The 20,717-nt window shown below is 45.8% G+C and carries 25 protein-coding genes; 11 read left to right on the top strand and 14 right to left on the bottom strand.

Going from position 1 to position 20,717, the window contains the following annotated elements:
* Positions 1-23 precede the first annotated feature (23 nt).
* Positions 24-395, bottom strand: coding sequence for a hypothetical protein (locus BUR42_RS06095; protein ID WP_074238373.1), 372 nt, complete (start codon positions 393-395; stop codon positions 24-26).
* Positions 396-813: 418 nt separating this feature from the next.
* Complete coding sequence (locus BUR42_RS06090; protein ID WP_074238372.1) at positions 814-2,058, bottom strand: PQQ-dependent sugar dehydrogenase; 1,245 nt, start codon at positions 2,056-2,058, stop codon at positions 814-816.
* Between the two features lie 96 nt (positions 2,059-2,154).
* On the opposite strand from BUR42_RS06090, the gene BUR42_RS06085 reads away from it, so the two are divergent.
* The 6 genes from BUR42_RS06085 (at position 2,155) to BUR42_RS06060 (ending at position 6,416) form a co-directional block, all read left to right on the top strand.
* Complete coding sequence (locus BUR42_RS06085) at positions 2,155-2,490, top strand: YciI family protein (protein ID WP_074238371.1); 336 nt, start codon at positions 2,155-2,157, stop codon at positions 2,488-2,490.
* Entirely contained in the window at positions 2,487-3,728 is a 1,242-nt protein-coding gene (locus BUR42_RS06080; protein WP_074238370.1) for an RNA polymerase sigma factor, read from the top strand. Before BUR42_RS06085 ends, BUR42_RS06080 begins: the two co-directional genes overlap by 4 nt.
* Before the next feature lie 51 nt (positions 3,729-3,779).
* Positions 3,780-4,277, top strand: a complete 498-nt coding sequence (locus tag BUR42_RS06075; RefSeq protein WP_074238369.1) for a hypothetical protein — start codon at positions 3,780-3,782, stop codon at positions 4,275-4,277.
* 33 nt (positions 4,278-4,310) lie between these two features.
* On the top strand, positions 4,311-4,985 hold the full coding sequence (locus BUR42_RS06070) for a DUF2461 domain-containing protein (protein WP_074238368.1): 675 nt from the start codon (positions 4,311-4,313) through the stop codon (positions 4,983-4,985).
* A gap of 89 nt (positions 4,986-5,074) precedes the next feature.
* Complete coding sequence (locus BUR42_RS06065) at positions 5,075-5,734, top strand: dihydrofolate reductase family protein (protein ID WP_074238367.1); 660 nt, start codon at positions 5,075-5,077, stop codon at positions 5,732-5,734.
* Positions 5,735-5,900: 166 nt separating this feature from the next.
* On the top strand, positions 5,901-6,416 hold the full coding sequence (locus BUR42_RS06060; RefSeq protein ID WP_143197351.1) for a hypothetical protein: 516 nt from the start codon (positions 5,901-5,903) through the stop codon (positions 6,414-6,416).
* An 18-nt stretch (positions 6,417-6,434) separates the two neighbouring features.
* On the opposite strand, the gene BUR42_RS06055 is transcribed toward BUR42_RS06060, so the two are convergent.
* On the bottom strand, positions 6,435-6,995 hold the full coding sequence (locus tag BUR42_RS06055) for an ASCH domain-containing protein (protein WP_074238365.1): 561 nt from the start codon (positions 6,993-6,995) through the stop codon (positions 6,435-6,437).
* 37 nt (positions 6,996-7,032) lie between these two features.
* On the opposite strand from BUR42_RS06055, the gene BUR42_RS06050 reads away from it, so the two are divergent.
* Positions 7,033-8,442, top strand: coding sequence for a TlpA family protein disulfide reductase (locus BUR42_RS06050; RefSeq protein WP_084185431.1), 1,410 nt, complete (start codon positions 7,033-7,035; stop codon positions 8,440-8,442).
* A 52-nt stretch (positions 8,443-8,494) separates the two neighbouring features.
* On the opposite strand, the gene BUR42_RS06045 is transcribed toward BUR42_RS06050, so the two are convergent.
* Together BUR42_RS06045 and BUR42_RS06040 are read right to left on the bottom strand one after the other, a co-directional pair.
* Positions 8,495-9,223, bottom strand: a complete 729-nt coding sequence (locus BUR42_RS06045; RefSeq protein ID WP_074238363.1) for an SDR family oxidoreductase — start codon at positions 9,221-9,223, stop codon at positions 8,495-8,497.
* A 54-nt stretch (positions 9,224-9,277) separates the two neighbouring features.
* Positions 9,278-9,862: a TetR/AcrR family transcriptional regulator gene (locus BUR42_RS06040; protein WP_074238362.1), complete on the bottom strand. Its 585-nt coding sequence runs from the start codon at positions 9,860-9,862 to the stop codon at positions 9,278-9,280.
* A 72-nt stretch (positions 9,863-9,934) separates the two neighbouring features.
* Between BUR42_RS06040 and BUR42_RS06035 the strand changes: the two genes are divergently transcribed.
* From BUR42_RS06035 to BUR42_RS06025, 3 genes are all read left to right on the top strand, one after another.
* Positions 9,935-10,702 carry a helix-turn-helix transcriptional regulator gene (locus tag BUR42_RS06035; RefSeq protein ID WP_074238361.1) on the top strand — a complete coding sequence of 256 codons (768 nt, stop codon included), beginning with the start codon at positions 9,935-9,937 and terminating at the stop codon, positions 10,700-10,702.
* 70 nt (positions 10,703-10,772) lie between these two features.
* Positions 10,773-11,255: an ester cyclase gene (locus tag BUR42_RS06030; protein ID WP_084185430.1), complete on the top strand. Its 483-nt coding sequence runs from the start codon at positions 10,773-10,775 to the stop codon at positions 11,253-11,255.
* A 67-nt stretch (positions 11,256-11,322) separates the two neighbouring features.
* Positions 11,323-12,078, top strand: coding sequence for a class I SAM-dependent methyltransferase (locus BUR42_RS06025; RefSeq protein WP_074238360.1), 756 nt, complete (start codon positions 11,323-11,325; stop codon positions 12,076-12,078).
* Here the strand turns inward: BUR42_RS06025 and BUR42_RS06020 are convergent.
* The 7 genes from BUR42_RS06020 to BUR42_RS05990 form a co-directional block, all read right to left on the bottom strand.
* On the bottom strand, positions 12,060-13,163 hold the full coding sequence (locus tag BUR42_RS06020; protein WP_074238359.1) for an adenylate/guanylate cyclase domain-containing protein: 1,104 nt from the start codon (positions 13,161-13,163) through the stop codon (positions 12,060-12,062). The two genes, BUR42_RS06025 and BUR42_RS06020, sit on opposite strands and share 19 nt — an antisense overlap.
* Positions 13,164-13,235: 72 nt before the next feature.
* Complete coding sequence (locus BUR42_RS06015) at positions 13,236-13,625, bottom strand: response regulator (RefSeq protein ID WP_074238358.1); 390 nt, start codon at positions 13,623-13,625, stop codon at positions 13,236-13,238.
* Entirely contained in the window at positions 13,588-14,925 is a 1,338-nt protein-coding gene (locus tag BUR42_RS06010) for a sensor histidine kinase (RefSeq protein ID WP_074238357.1), read from the bottom strand. Before BUR42_RS06010 ends, BUR42_RS06015 begins: the two co-directional genes overlap by 38 nt.
* Entirely contained in the window at positions 14,925-15,248 is a 324-nt protein-coding gene (locus BUR42_RS06005; RefSeq protein ID WP_074238356.1) for a circadian clock KaiB family protein, read from the bottom strand. The genes BUR42_RS06010 and BUR42_RS06005 overlap by 1 nt, the downstream gene beginning before the upstream one ends.
* Position 15,249: 1 nt before the next feature.
* The gene (locus tag BUR42_RS06000) at positions 15,250-15,561 is read right to left on the bottom strand and encodes a circadian clock KaiB family protein (RefSeq protein ID WP_074238355.1); all 312 of its coding nucleotides are present in this window, start codon (positions 15,559-15,561) and stop codon (positions 15,250-15,252) included.
* Positions 15,542-17,254, bottom strand: coding sequence for a circadian clock protein KaiC (kaiC, locus tag BUR42_RS05995; protein ID WP_074238354.1), 1,713 nt, complete (start codon positions 17,252-17,254; stop codon positions 15,542-15,544). Before kaiC ends, BUR42_RS06000 begins: the two co-directional genes overlap by 20 nt.
* Positions 17,255-17,382: 128 nt before the next feature.
* Positions 17,383-18,564, bottom strand: a complete 1,182-nt coding sequence (locus BUR42_RS05990) for an exo-beta-N-acetylmuramidase NamZ family protein (RefSeq protein ID WP_074238353.1) — start codon at positions 18,562-18,564, stop codon at positions 17,383-17,385.
* A gap of 78 nt (positions 18,565-18,642) precedes the next feature.
* Here BUR42_RS05990 and BUR42_RS05985 point away from each other — a divergent pair, with 78 nt between their 5' ends.
* The gene (locus tag BUR42_RS05985; RefSeq protein ID WP_074238352.1) at positions 18,643-19,092 is read left to right on the top strand and encodes a hypothetical protein; all 450 of its coding nucleotides are present in this window, start codon (positions 18,643-18,645) and stop codon (positions 19,090-19,092) included.
* On the opposite strand, the gene BUR42_RS05980 is transcribed toward BUR42_RS05985, so the two are convergent.
* The gene (locus BUR42_RS05980; protein ID WP_074238351.1) at positions 19,084-19,545 is read right to left on the bottom strand and encodes a DUF6265 family protein; all 462 of its coding nucleotides are present in this window, start codon (positions 19,543-19,545) and stop codon (positions 19,084-19,086) included. The genes BUR42_RS05985 and BUR42_RS05980 overlap by 9 nt on opposite strands.
* Positions 19,546-19,612: 67 nt before the next feature.
* Positions 19,613-20,686, bottom strand: a complete 1,074-nt coding sequence (leuB, locus tag BUR42_RS05975) for a 3-isopropylmalate dehydrogenase (protein WP_074238350.1) — start codon at positions 20,684-20,686, stop codon at positions 19,613-19,615.
* Between the last annotated feature and the right edge of the window lie 31 nt (positions 20,687-20,717).

Below are 20,717 nucleotides of genomic sequence, written 5' to 3'. Positions count from 1 at the left end.
AAGCATCCCGTATATTTTACGGATCAGATCCTTAGTGTTCTTTGGGTAATGTATTTATAGGAAAGATGCCCCAGATCAGGCGGCGGTGCTTTTAAGTATTTACTGAGGCCGTCTGATAATGAGGGGTCCGATAGTGCTGAATTATACCTGGCCAGGAGTTTGTATTTCCTCGCAATGAGATGGCTGACCTCGTCATCTTCAACATCTTCGCTGATAAAGTATTCCGTTTCCTGCTCCTGCTCGGCATCACTGAATTCGGCAAAGTTCTCTTTGTTATTGTAACCCGGGGCGTAGTGAAAGCTTTGAACATGATGGTGATGAGTAGCAATATAGAGGCTATTTGCTCCCCTTAAGAGGAGAAACCCCAGTAATGCAAAAAAAACAGCTACTCTCATTTGGGGGGCAAAAATAATAAAATTTAATGCCGGGGCAACCGCTTAATAAAATATTAAGGCTATTTTAATTTGAAGAAAATAACAATTTCTTAACTTTTTTCAAGGAAGGGCTAATACTGTTCCACTGCTTCTCGTATGCTTCTCTGATACTTCCCGCGTACTTAGGAGCCGTATATCTACCGTACTACCAATACTGTTAGAACGCTATTACAATACACTACCAATACACTTACAACGCACTACCAACGCACTACCAATACACTATGAATACACTATGCCGCAGCAGGGAATATTTTTTCCCGGCATAATGCGGCAAAAGCGGCGGGTTTACTTTTGCCGGACAAGTGATATGCGTAATTTTGGAAAAAAAAGAAGGATACACTGCTTCCAATGTATCCCTCTTTTCAAAATGAGTTCTTTATTTCTTGCCGATCCGGTATAATCTGCCCTGGTCCGTGATGGCATATAATGCCCCGTCCTTCCCTTCTGTGATATCACGGAAACGCTGCCCTTCGCCGGAAAGCAGGTTTTCCTCGCCGGTCACTTTATTGTTTTCAATTACCAGCCGTGCAATATGCGTGCTGCTCAGGCCGGCGATGAAGAGGTTGTTCTTCCATTCAGGAATACCAGCTCCGCTGTAGAAAGTGATGCCGCTGGGAGAAAGTACAGGGTCCCAATAATACACGGGTTGTTCCAGGCCAGCTTTCTGCTGTATGCTGTCGCCGATCTTTTTACCGCTGTATTCAAGGCCGTAAGTGATGGTAGGCCAGCCATAGTTTTTGCCGGCTTCTACCCTGTTCAGTTCATCACCGCCTCTCGGGCCGAATTCTGTTTCCCATAGATCCCCCGTTTCAGGATGGAAAGCAAGGCCCTGTACGTTGCGGTGACCGTAAGAATACAACTCCGGCCTTGCGTCCGCTTTGCCTTCAAATGGATTACCTGCAGCAGGTTTACCTTCTTTGGTGATGCGGATCACCTTACCCAGCCCGGATTTGATGTCCTGCGCCTGGGGCCTTGTTTCCAGGTCAGAACGTTCGCCGGTACTGATCACAATATTGCCGCTTTTGTCGAACAGGATCCTTCCGCCATAATGTAAGGTGCCTTTATAAGCAGGGGTAGCACGGTATATAACGGTAGCACCCTCAATAGTTTTCTCATCGGCAGATAATTTGCCTTTGGCTACAGCTGTGAGGTTACCTTCCGGTAAAGGTTCAGAGAATACCCAGTATACCATCCTGTTACTGGTAAAATCAGGATCTACGCGGATCCCCAGCAAACCACCCTGCCCGTCGGAATTTACCTTGGGAATGCCGGTGATAGGCTCGCTCACTTTCCCTTCCAGGGTAGCGATACGCATGGTGCCCTTCTTTTCCGTGATAATGAAACGGCCGTCTGGTAAGGAGGTAATGCCCCAGGGGGATTTAAGGCTGCTATCCAGCACTTTGAACTCATAAGCAGTGGCAGTTTTAACGCTGCCTATCCTGGTTTGACCTTCAAATGCAGGTTTATAGTCTGTATTAGCCGGTTTGGTTTCTACAGGTGCGCCAGCAATAACACTGTCCTTTGCTGTATTTTCAGCAGTTTTAGATGTGCTTTGCCCACAGGAGGCTAAAGCAAATGCGCCCGCGACAGTCAATAAATAAGGGTTCAGGAACCTGTTCATAGATGAAATTTTATCCTTAAATATAATCTAAGTTCCTTTAAAATTAAGCATGGTATATTTGTTGTCCCCATTCCTGGTCTTCAATCGTTATACAGTATGAAAGAGTTCCTGCTGATCTTCAGAAACACTTATAACCCGCATGAAAATCCTTCTCCTGAACAATTACAGGAAAGGATGAACTGGCTGGGGAACATCATCGCACAAAACAAACTGGTGGACAAAGGGAACAGCCTTTCCACTGACCAGGCAAAGACCGTACGGCCGGAAGACCTGGTAACGGATGGCCCTTACACGGAAATAAAAGAATTCATCAGTGGTTATATGATCCTGAGAACGGAAACCATTGAAGAAGCGATCGAAATAGCCAAAGCAAATCCCAGCCTTAAAGATGGCGGAAATATAGAAATAAGGGCGATCAATAAAAGTGAATGAACGGAAAGGATACATCCTGGAAAGAATTGCTCCCGCACCTCTTCAGGCTGGAGTATGCTAAAATGACTGCCGTACTATGCCGTCACTTTGGCCTGCAGCATATTGAAACGGCTGAGGATATCACCAGTGAAACCTTCCTGAAAGCAACAGAGACCTGGGCGCTGCATGGCATTCCTGAAAACCCCACGGCCTGGCTGTATACCGTTGCTAAAAACAAAACAAAAGATCACCTGAAACATATTACTGTCTTTGAAACGCAGGTAAAAGATGCGATCAGGCCCGATGAATTACAGGCAGCAGAAGATCCTGATTTTACACCGCAAACTATTACAGACAGCCAGCTCGCGATGATCTTTGCAGTTTGTAACCCTGCAAATTCAGCGGAAGCACAGATCTGCCTTGCGTTACAGATCCTTTGCGGGTTCAGCGTGGAAGAAATTGCCAATGCCTTCCTTTCAAAAACAGAAACCATCAAAAAAAGGCTGCTCAGGGCAAGAGCGAACCTCCGCAAGGATAATTTCCAGATCAGGCAATTACGGGAAACTACCATAAAGGAAAGGCTGGATGTGGTGCTCAGAACTATCTATCTCTTATTCAACGAAGGCTATTTTTCCCGCAGCAATAACCACCTGATCCGGAAAGACCTTTGTTCTGAAGCGATCCGCCTGGCACTTATGCTTACAGAAAACCCACTCACCAACACCACTCATGCCAATGCCCTGCTGGCATTGATGTGCTTTCAAAGCTCAAGACTGGATGCCAGGGCAGATGATGCCGGGGAATCCATCCTTTTTGAACAGCAGGATAAAAGCCGCTGGAGCACAGAACTGATTGAAAAAGGGAATTACTACCTGGTGAATGCCTGCTCCGGGAATTATATATCCAAATATCACCTGGAGGCGGGCATTGCCTATTGGCATACCACACCGGTTGATCACAATAAATGGGAACATATCTTACAGCTTTACAACCAGCTTATCCTTATAGAATATTCCCCCATGACGGCCCTGAACAGAACATTCGCTTTTGCAAAGGTACACGGGCATAAGCTGGCTATTGAGGAAGCAGAGAAGTTGAAGCTGGTGGAGCATACAGCTTATCATTCCCTGCTGGGTTATTTATATGCGGGTACAGATGTGCAAAAGGCGATAGCACATTACAATAAAGCCCTCGGCCTTACAAGGTCAAAAGCAGAAAAGAAAACCTTAATGAAGGAAATAGAACGGCTGAGCCTATAAAATGTCGTTTTTTTACTATACTCCCCATCCCTCCTAAGCTACCTTTCCGCCATGAAACAATTACTTCTGATAGCAGCATCCGTACTGCTACTCTCCGCCTGCAGCAAAAAAGGCGACCCCGGGACCGCCAATGTTATTTACTCCAAATGGTTTAAACCTGCCAGCTACACGAAAGATACCGTATTCGGCATCTGGGGTTTTAAACATAACCAGCCCGCACCTGAAATCACACAGCAGATCCTGGACACCGCAGCCATCCTTACTTTTGCAAGGCTGGAAGGATACAATCCCACTGTATGGGCAACGGGCCAGGTAGGCCAGTTACCGGTTACCGTTACCTATATGCAGGGAGGGGTTACCAATGATACCTGGACGGCCCAGTATACACCCGGCAACCTGCGTATCCGCTTTCAAAACGACCGGAACATTTATACAACTATCGCCAATGGCCACAGCTTCCGTTATATCATCATCCCGGGTGCCAGGTTAGGACGCCAGGCCCCCATGACCTATGAGGAAGTTTGCCGGAAGTATAATATAGCGGAGTAAAGTATCTTTGCTGCTGTTTAATACAGATATTTTATGGCAGTGCAGTTACAGACTGGTTTCAAATTCCTTAAAAAGCTAAAAGAGAACAACAACAGGGAATGGTTCAACGCTCATAAAACGGAATTCCAGGCAGAACAACAATTCGTGGAAACCTTTGCGGAAGCATTACTGGGAAAGCTCAGCAAACATGATCTGATAGAAACCCCCTCAGGCAAAAAGAGCCTGTTCCGCATCTACAGGGATACGCGTTTTTCCAACGATAAAACACCCTATAAAACAAACTGGAGCGGAGCCTTCAGACGTGCTACCAAACAGCGCAGAGGCGGCTATTACTTTCAGCTGGAACCCGGAAATACTTTTATTGCAGGTGGTTTCTGGGGGCCCAGCCCAGAAGATCTGAAAAAGATCAGGGACGACATTGCTTTTGATCCGGCACCGCTGAGGAAGATACTCAAAAGCAGATCGTTCATATCTCATTTCGGAACTTTGGAAGGAGAGCAACTCAAAACCACCCCCAAAGGTTTTGATCCCAGCCATGAAGGCATTGATCTGCTCCGCTATAAACAGTTCCTGCTCATTAAAAGGTTTACGGATAAAGAGGCATTAAGCGATACTTTCCTCAAAGAAGCCGACCTTACTTTTCAGGCCATGCGTCCCTTTTTTGATTATATGAGTGATGTGTTATCAACAGATCCGAACGGAGAATGATATTGTCGCATTCCCCCCTGTATAAAGTCGTGTTTGCACAGCCCCTGCTACCTGCGTAGCCTGTAAATTTGATAAAAAACCAGGAAACTATGAGAAAGATCATCATCACTTCATTTGTTACCATGGACGGCGTACTGCAAGCTCCGGGAGGCCCGGAAGAAGATCCGACAGGGGGTTTTAAATGGGGCGGCTGGACGGCTCCCTATGGCGACGAAACAACACAGCAGGTAATGAGCAGCATTATGAGCAAACCTTTTGACCTGTTGCTGGGCAGGTTCACGTACGACATCTTTTCCGCCTATTGGCCCTATGTCAGGAACCATCCTATTGCAGATAAGTTCAACAGCATAAAGAAGTTTGTTGTTTCCGGCAAACAGATAGAACTTCCATGGGCCGGCTCCACGCTGATCACGGGAGATGTGGTAAAGGGCCTGAAGGAACTCAAACAACAGAACGGCCCCGATCTATTGGTACATGGCAGCAGCAAACTTATTCAAACCTTACTGACCAACGGCCTTGCGGATATCCTCCATATATGGACCTTCCCGGTAACCACCGGAAAAGGAAAACGTTTATTCCGGGAAGGCATACCTGCCGCCGAATGGAAGTTAAAAGAGATCAAAACCTCGGGCACCGGCGTAATCCTGGCCACTTATGAACCTTCGGGGGATATAAAGACCGGAAGTTTTGTAACAGCCGAAGCATCAGAAGCAGAACTAGCCAGGAGAAAAAACATCGCTTCACTATAAGAAAAAAGCCGCTCATGATGGAGTGCCCCGAAAAGTGTCTGACCTTTCGGGGCATATCATTACCAGCGGCCTTTTCTTTCAACACAGAATTTGCATTTACAGATATTTCTCTCTAACTTAATGCAAACGTTTCCTTAACCCGTATAAACCCTTAAAATTTCACGTAATGAAAAAGACCCTTATCCTTCTGTGCATGTTATTCATGCTCGTATTACCCAAATCCCAGGCAGCACCTGCAAACCTAGTCCCACAAACGCTTAACTGGAATCCTGTAAGTGTTATTGCAGCGCGTTATACCACTTCTGCATTAACCCTTACCACACCCGGCGTATTCAAAGTGATGGCAAGAGTTGGCAGCAACAATTACCTCACACCTGTATACGCAAGGATCAGCCACGAAAACGTTTATTTCATCGGCGTTGCACGGATGATAGATGTGTATGTACGTTTTTATGACGATGCTGCTAATGAAAATCCCGTTTACGTATCAGATCTCCAGGTGAATTACAGGGTGATCGGGTATGATGGTTCTGCAGGGTATAACTTTACCAGCTCTGCCTGGGCTAACGGCTACTATGTAGTGCTGGCATCAAATGTGGAAAATGATTACCAGGAAAATGGCGTGATGCGTTACAGAGATTATCACATGGAGTCAGGAGATTACATCCCCCAGGGACTCTAGTAAAAAAAGAGTTCCGTATTACCTGCGGAACTCTTTTTTTATATAATTTTCTCCCCTTGGCGAGATCTCATATCCCGGATGATAACTGATCGTCAGCCCAAGGTCCTTCAGTTTCCTCACATTCAGTTTCAACCAGTCTTTCTCCCTGCCGCTAAGTACAGCCAGGTCTGCTGCTCTCAACCTGGGATGTGCTTTAATGAGTAGTAATATCTCCTTCGTCCACTCTCCCATTCGCCCTAATTTCTTTTTCAGTTCTGCATGTTCTTCTGCTGTCAGGGAAGTTCTTTCACGAAGGGCAATACGCGGATCTTCACCATAATAACGCACTTTGATCTTGTACAGATCTCCCCCAGGATAACGGGTAAATGTTTTCATCAATGCAGCCGCATCTTCAAATCCTGCCTGCTGCGCCTCCTTATCTGTTACTTTGTTTACAACAGCAATAGCCTGGATCTCCACTACACCAACAGCCGTTTTCAACAGGCTTCCCTTTTTTACGGATGCCTTGTTCCATTTCCTGAATGCGAGGGAAACGGTGCCTGCTTTGATGCCTTCCAACTGATCCTGTTTGAACAACATAGCTCAAATATAAAATGATTTTTGTATTTTGATCCATATGAGATCTCTGCTGTGTTTTTTGCTGTTATGCCCGTTGATGTTGTCGGCCCAGATCACCTTCAAAGTGGAAGGTGCTAACCGTGAACCCGTTCGTGTAATGCAACCCCTGAACGGGAACTACCATATCGCCGCCTGGAAAAATGATACCCTCAGCAACAATGGAGAGCTGGTACTCCCCAACCAGCCCGGTACCAACGAATTCTTATACAAACAGAAAATATACAGGTTGTATGTGCGGCCCGGTAAAACCTATGTACTTACAATCAATAAAGAAGAAATCAAGATACAGGCTGATGATGAAGAAGCACAACTGGCATTGAACCGCCTTTCCTTACCTTTTTACCAGACTGTGGCAATAAAATATTATAAAGAAGATACCATATTTGCGCATAATAAAATAAGGGTGCTTGCAGAAATGGAGCAGCAGCTGCAACCCTTCCATACATTAAACATAGATCAAGGATTTCATCGGTACGTTGAAAAGCTCATAAAGGTCTACTATGCCAATTTGCTGGCCGGCACCTTCATGCACCCCATGACGAAACTGGATTTCAATAAGGACCAGGCACAGGTAAAAGAGATCGAAACTTACTGGAAAACTGTATTCGCCATTGCTGATCCCCGGGATCCCGCCTCTATGACCGTGAACACTTATTTCGATTATGCAAACTTCTGCAATACCTGGTACTTCACTTATTTCCTTCCCGGCTCAAAGGGCACCTATAAACCCCAGGTGCTGGACGATGAATACTGGACCCGGAAATATGATGCTATCCAATCTGATTATAAAGAACCATTGAGAGAATACCTTACCGCCCAATGGATCTATGCTATTACCATGGAAGGAGGTTTTCAATCTTTCGCACTGGATTGGTACAACCAATTCCAGGCAGTATATCCCCGTAGTATCTATACTACTTATCTGAGGAACGGGATCAATAATATCAGGGATTACCAGAAAAAAGCAAAGAATGATTTCGCCACCACGCAGCATTTCATAGAAGACAGTATTAATAACTTCGATCAGCTGGCAGCAAAGTTCAAAGGTAAAACGGTGTATGTAGACCTATGGGCTACCTGGTGCGGCCCTTGCAGGGATGAATTTGCTTATAACAACGGACTGAAGCAATTCCTGAAAAAGAACAACATACAGGCACTGTACATATCCATTGATGCGGATGCCGTTGATCAGAAGTGGAAAGATATGATCAAGTATTATGATCTGCAGGGTTATCATATCCGCGCATCCGGAAAACTAATGAATGATATCCGCAATATTTTCGGGGAAAGCCGGGGCCTGGCCATACCCCGTTATGCCATCATTAAAGATGGGAAAATGGTGCTGAACAATGCCAAACGCCCCAGCGACCAGGAGGCTTTATACAAACAGATCGAACGTTTCCTGTAAAATAAAGCGCTATGAAAGTTTCCTTTCATAGCGCAACCTTTCCGCTCTGCACTTACAATCCATTGATCTGAGCCACCGTATTTTCCGGAGCCTGATGCCACATCTGGTACACCTCTCTCGTTAAACCACTTCTAATTGCAAATTGATCATTCTCCACACCTTCCAGGATGTCTGCTGCCAGGTCTTCCGGTTTCATTTTATCTACTTCCACACCTTTCGTCATATCCGTGTCTATATATGGAGGAAACACTTCAAACACTTTTACCGCAGCACCTTTCTTTTGCAATACCAAACGGAGCCCCTGGGAATAAGAGTGCAGCGCTGCTTTGGATGCACTATAGCTCAAAGCCATGGTAAGGGGCACGTAAGATAAAATGGACTGGATATTAATGATCGCCGCATCACCGCTTTTCTTCAATACCGGCAGGAACAGTTCTGTTAGCTGCAACACCGCAAAGTAATTGAGGTTCATTTCATCTTTTGCCGTAGCCAGGAAATTCTCTCCCCCATCTACCGAAGCACCGTGTAATACCCCTGCATTATTCACCAGTATATCAATCTGACCTGCTTTTTGCACCAGGTTCTCTACGTCCTTCTCATTCGTAATATCGCTCACGATGTAAGAAGCATTGTTGATGGAAGCCACCGCCTGTTTTAAGCTGGCTTCATTCCTGCCGCTGAGGATCACTTTGGCGCCTTTGGCAGAAAATAATTTAGCGATATGCAAACCGATACCCCGGCCACCGCCTGTAATAAGTGCTGTTTTACCCTGAATGTTCATTTTTTTAGTATTTAATATATTAAGACCGATCGGTCTTTTAATAGGCAAAAAAAATCAAACACTGAATGCTGCTATTTCTGATCTTAGCATGTTGATGATCAATTTCATTTGCTGATTGTTTCCAAATATCCTGCTGGTAAGTATGCCGCCTTCTATGAGGGCAAACATCTTAATGCTCATTTCTTTTGCGTTCACGGTATCTTTAAATTCGCCAGCCTGGATACCATCTTTAATTAACTGGCTGATCCTGTTCTGCGTAAACCTTACTGCATCCGCCACCATACTTTGAATGGCCGGGTCTGTATCATCGGATTCAGTTCCAAAGTTCTGCATGGGGCAACCGCCTCCTTCATTTACCGCCAGTTCCCGGTAATGGTCCAGTAAGGCCAGCAGTTTTTCTTTATAAGATGTTCTCCCCTGCAATACCCGGGCAATACTTTCATTTAAATACTTCATCAGGTAAGCAAAGGCCTCACGGCAGATCTCCTCCTTATTCTCAAAATTCCCGTAGATCCCACCCTTTGCCAGTTTGGTAGCCGCCATTATATCAGAGATGGACGTTCCCGCCATACCCTTCTGATTAATAAGGAAAGCAGCCTTTTCTATAATGAACTGCCTTGTTTTTTCTGCTGATGCCATAACGGGAACAAAGATAAGACCGATCGGTCTTATCGCCAAATATTTCTTCAATAGTCTTACCTTTATTTTTAAGTGACCGTAGAAAAACACATACCATCCGCCAGTTTAAGCCCTTTCATCAAACATTACCTCATCGTTGAAATGCAGGATGAACAGGTGAACCACATCATGCCGGATACTTCCCTGGTAATGGTTTTCCGCTTTAAAGGGCAGGTGAGCTTCCTGGAGAACAACGCAAAGAACGATCTCCCGGCCTCCATGATCTCCGGTTTAAGAAGGTCCGGCAAACTGGTAAACTACGCCAGGCACTCCGCCAACCTCATGGTGGTATTCAACGAAGCCGGCGCCAATGCCTTCATCAAAGCCCCCCTCTACGAATTATACGACAGCAGCGTTTCCCTGGATAATATCTACAAGGATGTATCCGCCATCGAAGACCAGTTAGCCGAAGCCACCAATAACACGGAACGCATACGGCTCGTAGAACAATACCTCCGGTCCAAACTATACCCCGGCGAACCGGATAAACTCGTATTGGCTGCACTGGAAAAGATCCATGCTGCAAAAGGTGTTATCAAAATAAAAGAACTTGCCCAATCCCTTTATATCAGCCAGGATGCCTTTGAAAAACGTTTCAGGCGTGTAGTAGGTGTTTCCCCCAAACAGTTCTCCAACATCATCCGTATGAAATCCATTGTAAGCAATGGGTTCACCAAAGAAACCCTCTCGGAAGTAGCATTCAATGCCGGCTATTTCGATCAGCCTCACTTTAACAAGGACTTCAAACTCTTCACGGGTAAAACACCCACGGATTTTATCAAGACCCCTCCCCTCTGGTAGATCAGATCAATGATTTTTTACAAGGCCGGAATTTCTCCTGCAACTAGTTTTGCTGTATCAAATCATCACAATGAAACCAATTTATATGCTATTGCTGGTGCTGCACACCGCAGGCCTTACGCATGCACAGACTATTAAAAAAGGAACCATGGAAAAGAACAAAGAAGTAGTACGGAAATTGTATGAAGAAGCATTGAACAAACGCCACCTGCATTTACTGCAGGACCTCGTATCTCCTGAATACACGGCCATACAAGGTGTAAAAGGCCCCGCCGGTTTTGAAACAACGCTCAATGGGATCCTTAAAGGATTTGCAGATGCACATTGGGATGTACAGGAGTACATTGCAGAAGGTGATAAAGTAATGGTAAGATGGAAATTCCAGGGCACGCACACCGGCCAGTTTGCCGCCTATGCGCCCACGGGCAAAGCTGTCAATAACGATGGTTTGGGCATTTACCAGTTGAAAGATGGCAAAGTGGTGACTACACAGGTATATACAGACCGGCTGAGCTTTCTGCAGCAACTGGGTATCCTGCCGAAGGAGATCTAACCTATTCACATAGGCTTTACATAGGCTTAAGATAGGGTATTCCATCGGGAATCCTTATCTTTACCCTATGACTAAAGACTCCACCCAACGATTCTCTAACAAGGTGCAGGACTATATCAAATACAGGCCTGACTACCCACCGGAGGTACTTACTTATCTCCGCAAAAGAACGGGGTTATCCGAAGCATCCACAGTAGCTGATATCGGCTCAGGTACCGGTATCTTCACCAAACACCTGCTCAACCTCGGATGCAAGGTCTATGCCATAGAACCCAACACAGGAATGCGGGAAGCAGCAGACGCCATGCTGCAGGAAACATACCCCGGTAAGTACATGTCCATCAACGCTCCTGCCGCCAATACCGGCTTAAAAGACCATACCATAGACCTCATTGTCTGCGCACAGGCCTTCCACTGGTTCAACACAGCGGAAGCCCGCACGGAGTTCCAAAGGATCCTGAAACCCTCCGCACAGGCTGCCCTGATCTGGAACAACCGGCAGGTGAACACAGATAATTTTTCAAAGGATTATGACCGGTTATTGCGCGAAAGAACAGCAGACTATAATGAGGTAAACCACCAGAAACTATCCCCGGCTGATTTTAAAGCATTCTTTAAAGAAGGGAAATATGAAAAGATGATCTTCCCCAGCTACCAGGAATTTGATGAAGCCGGTTTTCTCGGAAGGGCTAACTCCTCCTCCTATGTGCCCACAGAAGACGCAGCATTTCAGCAGTTACTGAAGGATATTTTTCAACGCCACCAGGTGAATGGCAGGGTGAAGTTCCATTATGATACGGAAGTTTATACAGGCGAAGTTTGATTATCTAATCCTTCTATACTGGCAATGCCTACTTCCGCTGCTTTACCCTTTAAACGTATCATACCTAGTGGCGTAGTACGGAGGAGCGCACGTTGTTCTCCCATCGCTTCCAGCATATAAGTGGAAATAAGCAGCAGTTTATTGTAATCGTTGCAAACACTTTGGATCCTGGATGCTGTATTCAGCGTATCTCCATGATAGGCAATATCCCGCTTTACCTCTCCGATCTCCACCGCCATTACTTTCCCCATATGCAGGGCCGCTTTAAAACGGGGCTGCACCCCGTAATTGGACAAATAATAATCCATACGTTCAAAGAAACGGTATTCACAACCAAAGAAGAACCTTACGCAGGAAAGATCTTTGAGCCCTTCATCTATCCGCCAGGTCACTACAATTTCATCGCCCACATATTGATACACATCTGCATTAAAAGGTAACAATACCTGGTTAATGTCCATAAAACTATCACGGATGAATGCGCTGTATTTCAGATGGCCTAACTGCTCTGCAATAGCGGTGGAAGATTGCAGGTCCATGAACATAAAGATGCGTTCTTCTTCCCTTGGGTTCCTGTATTTGCCCAGCAACAAAGGCACCAGTACACCTGGCCCGTATTTTTTGTTCACCTGGTTAATGAAGTTGATGACCATGGTCATGGCCAGGTAATAGAGCAGCATAATATAAAACAGGTAGGACCATGCCTTGTGGCTCATGCTTAAGCGCCAGAAGGCCCCCCTTATCAGGATCAGGATCAGGAAGATCAAACTAACGGAAACGACTGTTTTAAACAGGATGATCTTACCCATGGAAAGCCGCTTATAAAAACGCCGCTTGTCCAGGTACCAGTCTGTTAAGCCTAATGCTATGCCATACAAAAAGCCCAGCATAATAGCCACCCTTGCTATCTGCCCGTAGCTTACCAACGTTTTTATATGAGAGGTTTCTTCAAGGGATAAGGCCTGCAAATGCAGGATGCTCCCCAGGAAAATATTGGAAATGATCCAGAAATTGATCTGTGTGCCCAGGTAGCTGAGCAACGGAAAACGAGACGTGAACCTCCTGGCTAAACTTGTATAATCCATCTGGCAGAATAAAAGATTTATGTAGCCGGCGATCGTTCACTATTCAGCCGCCGTTGTGTCACTCACTTCAGCTTACAGATGGCTGATCAGCTCATCTATCATGCGCTGATAACCCTTGTAGCTGCTGGGTTTGCTCACTACCAGGGTTGCGCCAAGCATATTGCTTTCTTTGATAAGATTATCGTCTGTGGAAGTGGAATACACCATTACCGTAATATCTGAATACCGGCTGGTAATTTTTAGCTGCTGTAAGGTTTGCAGCCCATTGAGCTTGGGCATGTTCTGGTCCAGTATAATGGCATCTGGCAGTTCTGTTGTATTATCCAGGTATTCCAGCAATTCTTCTCCATTGCTGGCAATGGGTAATAAAAGTATATCTTCTCTTTCCTGCAGGAAGTCGTGAAAGAAATCCTGGTCATCCTTATCATCCTCGGCCAATAAGATCTTCTTGGGTAGATACATGGTGTTTATTTTTCTCCTGGGAGACGGGTAATAACAGTAAAAACTCAGCCCCTTCTCCGGATATCCCCCAGGCCTGCACCAAGCCATCATGTTTCTCTATGATCTTCTTGGTGATAGACAAGCCTATCCCACTGCCTTCGTAACTATCTTTTGAATGTAGCCGTTCAAACAGTGCAAAGATATGGTTCTCATACTTCTGGTCAAATCCTATTCCATTATCTTTTATACGGATCAAACAATAAGGCCCTTCCGGCTGTGGCGGGGCATTAAACGACTTTTCTCCCAGGTAGGTACTGCTGATCTCAATAACAGGTACCTGGTCCGGCTTAGAGAACTTCAGGGCGTTGGATACCATGTTCTGAAATACCTGCCTGATCTGCCCTCTGTTGGCTTCGATCTGCGGCAGTTCCCCTACCCGGATCTCTGCATCTTTCTCCTGGATGATCAGCTCAAAATCTTCCAGCAGGTCCTTTACGATGTCGTTGAGATCAACTTCTTCAAATATATTGTTGGCGGCAGATAACCTGGAATAGCTGAGTATATCCAGGATCAGGGCTTTCATCCGCTTGGCGGAATTGACTATTTTATCCAGGAACCTTTTTGATTCGCTGGAAAGTATTTTCTTATTATGTTCTTTCAGGAGGTTGGAGAACATCTGGATCTTACGGAGGGGTTCCTGCAGATCATGCGAGGCTACGGAAGCAAACTGCTGCAGGTCGTGATTGCTCAATCCCAACTCATGGTTCATCCTGGCCAGCTGTGCATTTTTCCTTTCCAGCTCCTGCTGGGTCCTCTTTTGGGCAGTGAGGTCCGTAACAATAATGCTCAGGGCCATGTTCTCATTGAACTCCAGGGCTGTGAGCGAAAGCAGCACCGGTATTTCCAGGTCGCAGGTACGCAGTAACACTTCTTCCTTACAGTCTTTAGACCAGCTGTTTTCAAACAGGCGGCGGAGGTGACGTTTACTTCCTTCCGGCACAAAGTCCTGGAAAGCCATGCCGATCACTTTGGAAATGGGCATGTTCAGCAAAGAGGCAAACTGGGAATTGCAGTAGAGGATAACGCCTTCGTAATTGAGCGATACGGCTCCCTCCGTCATTTTTTCAATGAACACCCTGTAACTGTAATCCGCTGTTTTCAGCGTATACAGCTCATGGCCATTTTCACCATTTACTACAATGGCGTCTATCTGCCCTGTGCGGATAGCATCTATGGTTTCCTGCGCTTCCCACAGCTGATGCCGTAATTCTTCCAGCTCAGCCTGTAGTGCTGCTATGTTAGTTGTTGAATGTTCTTCCATCAGTGAGCTTTTAAACCAAGGCCTTTTAATACTTTGTCAGTATCAGATAAGTCTCCGATCAACCGCCTTTCCGGGAAAGGATATTTCTTTATCAGCAAGGGAAGTGCCACTATCTGTTCCTGCTGTGCCACCTCCGTTTCCTGGTACACGTCTATTACCTCCAGCGAATACTTCCCTGGCAGATATTGTTCACAAAGCTCTTTCAGATTTGAAATAGCCCGAACAGAATTAGGCGAGGCACCCGTTACAAATAAGCGAAGAACAAACTCAGCTTTGGGGGCGGATGGATTGATGTTCAACTGCTGTTCTTCATTTTTTCGCATCTTATTTTTTTATGGGTCTGATGTTAAGTCCAACCAATACTTTTTCTTCGTTGGACAGGTCGCCTATGATCTTACGGATGGGGACCGGAACTTTACGTACCAATGTTGGAATGGCAAAGATCTGATCTCCCGCAGCAAGTTGAGGCTGCACCAGGAGGTCGATTATTTCCAGTGTGTATTTATCAGGCAGATGCTGTTCGCAGTATCTTTTCAGATTGGCGAGCGCCGTCATTGATTTCGGTGTATTACCGGCAATGTATAAACGCAACTCCCATTTTTCTGCTTTTGCCTGTTTAGTTTTTTCTTTTGCCATTGCTACTCTTTTGTGATAACTGACTACGGTTCTTTTCCATGATCTCCTTACGGAGGTCCTCTTCCACATACGACTGATACAGTTCATCCTGAATAGTAGCAAATTCTTCCTGCAGGGATGCTACTTTGGCTTCCAGCACTTTGCGCTTCCTGTCTATCTGCTTATCTTTCCGGCCTAAAGTATAACTGCGCATTTCCGCACCGGTGGCTTCTGCCAGCTGCTGTGCCTCCCTGGCAGAACCTGTAAGGATAGTGCCATCCGGGCCATTATAAACATCCACCAGGTCAAGCCCATCATCACTGATGATAAACTCGCGTATCTTGTTGGAATGCTTCATACCGCGGGACTTCATAATATACAATCCCCGGTTGCGTTCCGCGTTGGTTTCAATATACCTGATGGTGACCCATGCATCCACCAGGGAGGATACGCCCTCATCCGTCTGTTCACTCACAATAGTGTTCAAATTAAGTGCCGTAAACATCACCGTGATCTGGTTATGCTGCAGGAAATCGATCAGCCGGATCAGGATGGATTTCACTTCCGGCATCAGGCCAGCAGTGATCAGGTTGGTGATGGGATCCAGCACAACAATACGGGGTTTCAGTTCCTGGATCTTTTTATGGATCGTTACCAGGTGCATTTCCAGGCCATATAAAGTTGGCCTGGAGGCATGGAAATGCAGCAAACCTGCATCCACATGTTTTTGCAGGTCAAGACCAATGGATCCCATATTACGTATGATCTGCGCCGGTGATTCCTCAAATGCAAAATAGAGGCAGCGCTCTTTCCTTTTACAGGCAGCATCTACAAAATTAGCGGCAATACTCGTTTTACCAGTTCCGGCCGTGCCTGATACCAGTACAGAGCTGCCACGGTAAAATCCTTTGCCGCTCATCATCATATCCATTCCTGCTATCCCTGTGGACACCCTTTGCGTGGAAACCTTGTTTTCCAGTTTTAAAGAAGTGATAGGTAATACAGAAATACCGTTTTCTTCTATCAGGAAAGGATATTCATTGGTACCATGTTCTGAACCCCGATATTTCACCACCCTTAAACGACGGGTAGAGATCTGGTCGTTCACCCTGTGGTCCAGCAGGATCACGCAATCAGACACATATTCCTCCAGCCCGTGGCGGGTTAGCGTGCCATCTCCTTTCTCCGCAGTGATCACAGCCGTTACGCCCTTTTCCTTCAACCAGGCAAATAACCTGCGAAGCTCTGCCCGCAGGATGCCCTCGTTCGTTAAACCACCAAAGAGGTTTTCTATAGTATCCAATACAACCCGTTTGGCACCAATACTATTAATGGCATGGTCCAGCCGGATGAAGAGCCCACTCAGATCATATTCCCCTGTTTCCTCTATCTCACTTCTGTCAATATGCACAAAGTCTATTTTTAGCAGACCGTCCTTTTCCAGTTTTTGGAGATCGTAGCCCATAGAGGCCACATTCATTTGCAGGTCTTCCGCCTTTTCCTCGAAAGTGAGGATCACACCCGGCTCTCCATAATCTATAACGCCCCGTACAATAAATTCAATTGCAAAAAGTGTTTTCCCTGCCCCTGCGCCTCCACAAAAAAGGGTCGGGCGCCCCGTGGGCAAACCGCCCTTCGTTATTTCATCCAGCCCTGTTATGCCTGTGGGCGTCTTTGGTAATGTAGTTTTTATGTTCTTTTTCCTTAAAGCCATGAAATTGTTTTATATGATAAGGAGCATATTCCCCGCTACTGTTGTTTGGCAATTCCTGTGCCGTTAGGTAAAAAAGAAAACCTGCGACATGCGCAGGTTTCTTGAAATAACTTACAAACGGCTGTTTATCAGGGATATAAAAGATATTTTTTACGCATCTTCTTATATGCGCTCAATCCCGGTTCCCAACTTTGGCGAATTTCTTCCTCACTTTTCCCCGCTATGATCTGTTCTTTAAATTTTGCAACGCCTGCCAGGAAATCTATATTCCCCATTTGTTTGCTCTGCGACCTGTCGAAGAACTTTGCCTTATCCGGATAAGCTTTGTACATTTCTATCATCCAGGCAATATGCACCTTACCTGCTTTACGGATAGCTGCGGTATTGTAATTCCTGAGGTCTAATCCATAACAGGCCTGGTCCTGGTGCAGCGGCGTCTCAGATTTACCGGGAATGCTCACCGGGGTAAAAGTAAAAGGATAGATCCCTTTTAATAAAGGTGCCCCCAATACCGTAAAAGGCATTTGTGTTCCCCGTCCCTGGCTGATAATGGTACCTTCAAATAAACACAGGGAAGGATAAAGTAATACGGACTGCTGGGTATTCAGGTTAGGCGAAGGGCCTACCGGTAAAGTATAATCCATATCGTGGGTATAGTTCTTCACCTTAATGACCCTGATCTTACATTTTATTTTTCCGGCCATCCATCCTTCTCCGTTCACCATTTGCGCAAATTCACCAACGGTCATGCCATGGGTGATAGGAATGGGAAACTGCCCGATGCCGGATTTATACTTCATATCCAATATTGGCCCATCCACATAGGCGTTGGGGTTAGGTCTGTCCAGGATGATCAGCTCCTTGCCATTCTCCGCGCAGGCTTCCATGATATCCCGGAGGGTATTGATATTCGTATAGAAACGGCAGCCTACGTCCTGGATATCAAAGATCATAATGTCCAGCGCATCCAGTTCTTTTTTAGTGGGTTTCTTACGTGCGCCATATAAGGAGATAATAGGGATGCCGGTTTTGGCATCTATTTCATCCGCCACCTTTGCGCCGTTACTGGCATTTGCGCGGAAACCATGCTCCGGGCCAAAGATCATTTTAATGTTCACCCCTAAAGTGAGCAGGCTGTCTACGATGGACTTACCGCCGATAAGGGAGGTCTGGTTCACTAACATGCCCACTTTTTTCCCTTTCAGGGAAGGCAGGTAAGCAGATAGCTGGTCAGCCCCTGTAAGAATGGGGTCTTTTGCTAAACCGGTAAAAGGAATGGCTATGAGCAATAGCACAAAACGTAGACGCATGGTAATCTGGTTGATGATCGGATAAAGATATAAATTATTGAAACATTTCGTAACTTAACGTAACAAATCTCCCTGCTTATGGCTGCTGCATTTGAGCATAAGATAAACCAACAGATGGACGCTGGTCCTAACAGGACAGATCTTCTCCCATGGTGGATCAGGTATTGCAACTGGCTCTTCATTCTCGGTATCATTACCGTTCCGATGGCATTGATCCTGTCCCTGCTGGGCAATGATAATATGTATCTCGCTGCTTATGGCCTTACGGCCAGGAATTTTTTCTCTCCTGCCGGCATCGTTTTAGCCGGTGTTTTCCTCTTCAATGCATTTACTGCCTATGCACTGCTAACGGAAAGTGATTGGGCTATTGACATAGCGATCGCGGATGCACTCATTGGCATTACGCTTTGCTCCTATACCATGTCTGCCACGCCCGGGCTTTTCAGGTATGAATTAATCCCTTTGGCACTCTTCCTTGGAAAGTTATTGGGGATCAGACGTAAGTGGGAGAAGATGAGATCACTTTAAGCGAAGATCAAACACGGTTTCCTTTCCGTCCTCATCCAGGGTAATGGTTAGATGTTGTTCATCTTTACGTACAAACATCAGCCGCAGTTTTTTATCTGCTTTTTCAAATACTACCTTATTCTTTTCAAGCAGGCTTAAAGGATAAACGTGCGGTTTGTCTTTATCTTCCCAGCCAATGCTGCCAGGGTTGAAATGGCGCAGGTACATTACCGGCATGCTGTCCGTTTGCTCTATCAGCATAAATTCATAGAAAAGCGGCTTCCCGTCTTTTACACATCGGAAACTACCCATCATGCTGTTGCCCATAGGCGTACTCCAGCTTTCTTCCATATCGCCCCATTCATGCTGCATTACCCAATTACCACTGATAAAGCCCAGGTCTTTGATATGAGGAGCTTGTGCGGAAAGGCGGAGGGATAGTACAAGCAGCCCTGCTAAAAAGAAGTATTTCATATATCCCAATATAAATAAAAAAGCCCGGACAACGTAAGGTCGTCCGGGCTGGTTCAATGAAAGTTCCTTAGAGGAATTTCAGTACTTCTGCTCCCATCGCGTCTGTACCTAATATCTTGTCCGCAGGTGTAGTGCTGTCTGCAATATCCCTTGTGCGGAAACCTTCTTTTAATACTTTATCTACCGCGCTGATCACCAGTTCTGATTCTGCCTTCATGCCAAAGGAAATATCCAGCAGCAAAGCGGCAGACAGGATAGACGCCAATGGATTGGCTACCCCTTTACCGGTAATATCATGTGCAGAACCGTGAATAGGCTCGTATACACCGGTGCCGTCTCCAATAGAAGCAGAAGCCAGCATGCCCATAGAACCTGCGATCTGAGAGGCTTCATCTGTGAGGATGTCTCCAAACAGGTTCGCTGTTACTACCACATCAAAACGTTTAGGATCTTTGATCAGCAGCATAGCTGTGGCATCCACAAACTGATGCTCTACTTCCACATCCGGATATTCCAAAGCAATCTTTTGCACTACTTCTCTCCAGAGACGGGAAGTTTCAATCACATTTGCTTTATCTACAGAGCAGAGTTTCTTGCGGCGGGTACGTGCAGCGTCAAAAGCTTTACGGGCAATGCGCTCTACTTCAAAGCGGCTGTATTCCGCAATATCGTAAGCAGTATCACCATTATTCTTACGGCCTTTTTCACCAAAGTAAATATCACCGGTGAGTTCACGGAAGAACAGGATATCTGCCCCTCTCAATATTTCCGGTTTAATGCTGGAAGCGCCTAACAGCTCATCAAATAGTTTAATGGGGCGGAGGTTCGCGTACAGCCCCAGTTCTTTCCGCATTTTCAGCAGCCCCTGTTCAGGCCTTACCTTGGCAGAAGGATCATTATCATATTTAGGATGCCCTACTGCACCAAACAGTACGGCATCAGATTTACGCATCTTTTCCAGGGATTCATCCGGTAAAGGATTACCTGTGGCTTCAATAGCCACATGGCCTATCAGCGCTTCATCATAAGTAAAAGTATGGCCAAACTTAGCCGCTACCTTATCTAAAACCTTTTTACCTACTGCGGTAACTTCCTGCCCGATCCCATCGCCGGGAACAATTAAAATATGTTTGGTTGCCATGCTAATGCTTTATGAAAAATTCCCGCCGAAG

Source organism: Chitinophaga niabensis, assembly GCF_900129465.1.
In the GTDB taxonomy this organism is placed as follows: Bacteria; Bacteroidota; Bacteroidia; order Chitinophagales; family Chitinophagaceae; genus Chitinophaga; species Chitinophaga niabensis.
The sequence above is the reverse complement of the archived record's forward strand: the minus strand, read 5'-3'. Positions and strand labels throughout refer to the sequence as shown.